3 protein-coding genes are annotated in these 2,569 nt (G+C 75.3%); all 3 read right to left on the reverse strand.

Annotated features, from left to right (window positions below):
• A partial coding sequence (locus HW445_RS26325) for an NAD(P)/FAD-dependent oxidoreductase (RefSeq protein ID WP_180223379.1) occupies positions 1–716 on the reverse strand: 716 nt, incomplete at its 3' end.
• A gap of 168 nt (positions 717–884) precedes the next feature.
• Positions 885–1,286, reverse strand: a complete 402-nt coding sequence (locus tag HW445_RS26330; RefSeq protein ID WP_180223380.1) for a DUF3040 domain-containing protein — start codon at positions 1,284–1,286, stop codon at positions 885–887.
• Between the two features lie 320 nt (positions 1,287–1,606).
• Positions 1,607–2,368 (reverse strand): bifunctional 2-polyprenyl-6-hydroxyphenol methylase/3-demethylubiquinol 3-O-methyltransferase UbiG, encoded by a 762-nt coding sequence (locus tag HW445_RS26335; RefSeq protein ID WP_180223381.1) that lies wholly within the window; start codon positions 2,366–2,368, stop codon positions 1,607–1,609.
• Positions 2,369–2,569 lie beyond the last annotated feature (201 nt).

Here is a 2,569-nt window from a genome sequence, read left to right on the forward strand (position 1 = left end):
TACACCGCGCGGGCCAGCTCGCGCATCCCGCCGCGCACGTACCAGACGCCGAAGGCGTGCTCCATGTACGGCAGCACCGCCGCGCTCGCCGGAGCGGTCCGCGGGTCCAGGCCGTACGCCAGGGCGTGGCTCTCCAGCAGGCGCGCCAGCCGGGGGTCGCCCAGCTCCCACTCGCCCACCTGGGCCAGGGTGGCGGCCCGCCGGGTGCGCAGCAGACGCCGGTGCGGGACCGACGGGTACGGCTCACGGTCGGCGAGCACGGCCCAGTTCGGCCACAGCGGCTCCTCCAGCAGCGGGCGGCGGGTACGGTCCCATGCCTCCCGGCCCCGGACCAGGAAGTCGCCCCAGAGCCGCCCGGCGCCCTCGCCGAGGCTCGCCTCCAGGGAGGCCACCACACCGGCCCGGGAGGCGTTGGGCAGGTCCACGCGGGTGCCGTCCGGGAACAGGTGGCGGGCCGAGGGGTCCGTCTGGACCAGCTCGACGCACTCCTCCAGCGGCTCCCTGCCGGTCTTGACGAACAGGTCGCGGTAGACGGCGGGCAGCGGCAGCAGGCCCGGCCCGGTGTCGAAGGCGAACCCGTCGCGCTCCCGGCGGCGCAGGGCGCCCCCGTAGGTGTCCGTCCGCTCGAACACCGTCACGCGGTGGCCGGCCACGGCCAGACGCGCGGCGGCCGCCATGGCGCCCATTCCGGCGCCGATCACTGCAACCCGTCCCATGGCGGGGAGTCTATGACCGCCCGGACCGGCGCATATCGACGGGTGTGCGACGCGTCCGGGAGCAGGTAGGCGGACCCGGCGGACCGGGCGGATCCGGTCGGCCGGGAACACCCCGCGGGCACGCCAAGAGGGGCGCCCGCCTCGGCGGACGCCCCTGAAGCTTTCGGGCTATCGGTCCGGCTGGTCGTCCCGGCGGCGCTGCCAGCGCTGCTCGATCCGGTCCATCACCGACCGTTTACGGGCCTGCGCGGCCGCACCGGGAGTACCCGGGGCGTCGGCGGGCGGCTGCTCGCCCGGCTTGGGGCCCTTGCGCCAGCCGGTGACGGCGAGCACGGCGCACCCCAGCATGACCAGGAAGCCCACCACGCCGATCCAGATCTGCTGGGCGACCATTCCGGTCATGAGGAGCGCGATACCTACGAGGAAGCCCGCGACCGCCTGGTATACCCGTCGCCGGGTGTACGTGCGCAGCCCGCTTCCCTCGAGCGCTGTCGCGAACTTGGGATCTTCGGCGTACAGCGCTCGCTCCATCTGCTCGAGCATGCGCTGCTCGTGCTCCGAGAGCGGCACGGGAGTCCTCCTCATCGTGCAGTCGCCGGGGCGACCGGGGGTCCCCTCCAGGATAGGCAGGGAATCGCCCCCGTGAAACCCGCCCCTCTACGCCATTTGGCAACCGGTTCCGGTCACAGCCGGGCCGACCCGGTGGAACTGTCATTCCCCGCGGGCCCGCCCGTCATGCCCGGCGGTCTGTCCTCGATCATACGGGTCGCGCGGCCGGTCGGCAGGGCCGACGGTGTACTCCGTGCGACGCCGCGCCGCTGATCACGGCGGGGATGCCGCCGCGGACCGGGGTTCCGGGCACCGGACGCTGGGCGTCCGGTGCGCGGCGGTCACGCCCCGGACGCCTCGGCGAGGACGTGGAGCTGGGTGGCCACCGAGTGGAACTCGGCCATCGGGGCCACCGCCGCCTCCAGGCGCAGCAGCGCCTCCCGGGCGCCCGGCTCGGTGTCCACCAGGACCCCGGGGACCAGGTCGGAGAAGACCCGCACGCCGTGCACCGAGCCGACGCGCAGGCCGCTCCCCTCGACCAGGGAGGTCAGCCGGTCCACGGTGAAGCGGTGCGGCACCGGGTCGCCGTCGCCCCAGCGGCCGTCCGGGTCCTCCAGCGCCCGTGCCGCCTCGTGGAAGTGGCCGGCGAGGGTGCGGGAGAGCACCGCGCCGCCCAGTCCGGCGGCGAGCAGGCTGAGCAGGCCGCCGGAGCGCAGCGCGGCCGCCGCGTTGCGCAGGCCCTCGGCGGGGTCCTCCACGTACTCCAGGACGCCGTGGCAGAGCACCACGTCGTAGGCGGCACGGTCCGCCACGTCGAAGAGGCCGTGGACGTCCCCCTGGACTCCCCTCACCCGTTCGGCCACTCCCGCCTCGGCGGCGCGGCGCTCCAGGGCGAAGAGGGCGTCGGGGCTCGGGTCGACGACGGTGACCCGGTGTCCCAGCGCGGCGACGGGCACGGCGAAGTTTCCGCTGCCGCCGCCGGTGTCGAGGACGTCGAGCAGCCGGCCGTCACCGGCCTCGGCGTGGCGGTCCAGGGCGTCCTTGAGGACCTCCCAGACCACGGCGGTACGGAGAGAAGCGCGGGGGCGCACCGGGTCCGACACGGCGATTGACTCCTCGACGGGCGATCGGGGGCCGCCCGCCCACTGGAACGGGACGGGCCGGCGAACGCCTCCACCCTAATGCGCGTCCCCGCCGGTCAGCCCGGTCGCCCGCTCCACCAGGCGCAGGAAGGCGGCCACGTCGCGTATCAGGTCGTCGGCCTCCCGCGCGGAGACGGCGTGCGGCAGGTCGGCCTCGGCGCG

It is taken from the genome of Streptomyces sp. UH6 (genome assembly GCF_013421635.1).
In the GTDB taxonomy this organism is placed as follows: domain Bacteria; phylum Actinomycetota; class Actinomycetes; order Streptomycetales; family Streptomycetaceae; genus Streptomyces; species Streptomyces abyssomicinicus.